The sequence below is a fragment of the Mesorhizobium sp. M7A.F.Ca.US.002.01.1.1 genome (genome assembly GCF_004022955.1).
GTDB classification, from domain to species: Bacteria; Pseudomonadota; Alphaproteobacteria; order Rhizobiales; family Rhizobiaceae; genus Mesorhizobium; species Mesorhizobium ciceri.
On the sequence record NZ_RZQE01000894.1, the window covers coordinates 1 to 1,176 of the forward strand.

1 protein-coding gene and 1 pseudogene are annotated in these 1,176 nt (G+C 67.0%); both read left to right on the forward strand.

Annotated elements, in window-relative coordinates; all coding sequences use genetic code 11:
• Nucleotides 1-269, forward strand: a 269-nt coding sequence (locus EN932_RS38305; RefSeq protein WP_164890859.1) for a hypothetical protein, incomplete at its 5' end; no start/stop codon positions are given.
• A 174-nt stretch (nt 270-443) separates the two neighbouring features.
• Nucleotides 444-1,176: pseudogene (locus tag EN932_RS36515) on the forward strand (transglycosylase domain-containing protein); the annotation flags it as partial.

Below are 1,176 nucleotides of genomic sequence, written 5' to 3' on the forward strand. Positions count from 1 at the left end.
ATCCCGGCCTGGTCTCCAGCGCCCAGTTGACGAACTTCTCGTGGCTTGCGCAGACCGATGCGGCCCATCTCGAATTCCGCGACGACCGTTTCGTCGCGGCATTCAACCCGGCCGACGGCGACCACGACCACAATCTGACCCTCGCCTATGTCGTGCGCGCCGTGACGCCGGGTACCTATGCGCACCCCGCGGCAACGGTGGAAGACATGTATCGGCCCCAATACTCGGCCCGCACCGCCACCGGCATGATGGAGATCAAGGCGCCGTAAGGCGCTGATGGTGATGGACGCGATGAGCAAAGTGCCCCCTCACCCGCCCTCCGCTTCGCTCGGTCGACCTCTCCCCGAGGGGAGAGGAGACGGCCAGCGCTGGCGCCAGTCTCTTCTCCCCACCGGAGAGAAGGCGGCCGCGAAGCGGCCGGATGAGGGGGCATCTTTACTGCCATGAAGATGCTTCGCAAATTCGCTGTTGGAGCGGCAGGGTGCGCCGGCATCCTCGCCCTTTCCGCCGCGTCCCTCTGGGAACTCGACCGCGCCTTCCCGCCCCCGCTTCCAGCCGAACTCACGGTCTCCACCGAAATCCAGGACCGCGATGGCCAGTTGTTGCGCGCCTTCGCCACGCCGGACGGCTACTGGCGGCTCGAAACCCGGCTCGACCAGGTCGACAAGCAATTCGTCGACATGCTGGTCACCTATGAAGACAAACGTTTCTGGGACCATGAGGGCGTCGACGTGCTGGCGCCGGCGGCTCGACGCTTTCGATGCAGCTTGCCCGGCTGATCGAGCCGCGCGAAAGCCGCAGCCTCGGCTCCAAGATCAAGCAGATGCTGCGCGCCATCCAGATCGAACGGCGGCTGTCGAAACGCGAAATCCTCGAACGCTACCTGACGCTGGCGCCCTATGGCGGCAATCTGGAAGGCGTGCGCGCCGCCTCGCTGGCCTATTTCGGCAAGGAGCCGAAACGGCTCACCGTTTCCGAATCCGCCCTGCTCGTCGCCCTGCCGCAGCTGCCGGAAAAGCGGCGGCCCGACCGCAATTTGAAGATCGCCCACGCCGCCCGCGACCGGGTGCTGACCCGAATGGTCTCCTCCCGCCTGCTCGGCGAGCGCCGGCAGCGTGCGGCGCAGGTCCGAGACATCGTCGAGGGCGGCCCGTGCGGCCTCGCGCTCGCCGCGCA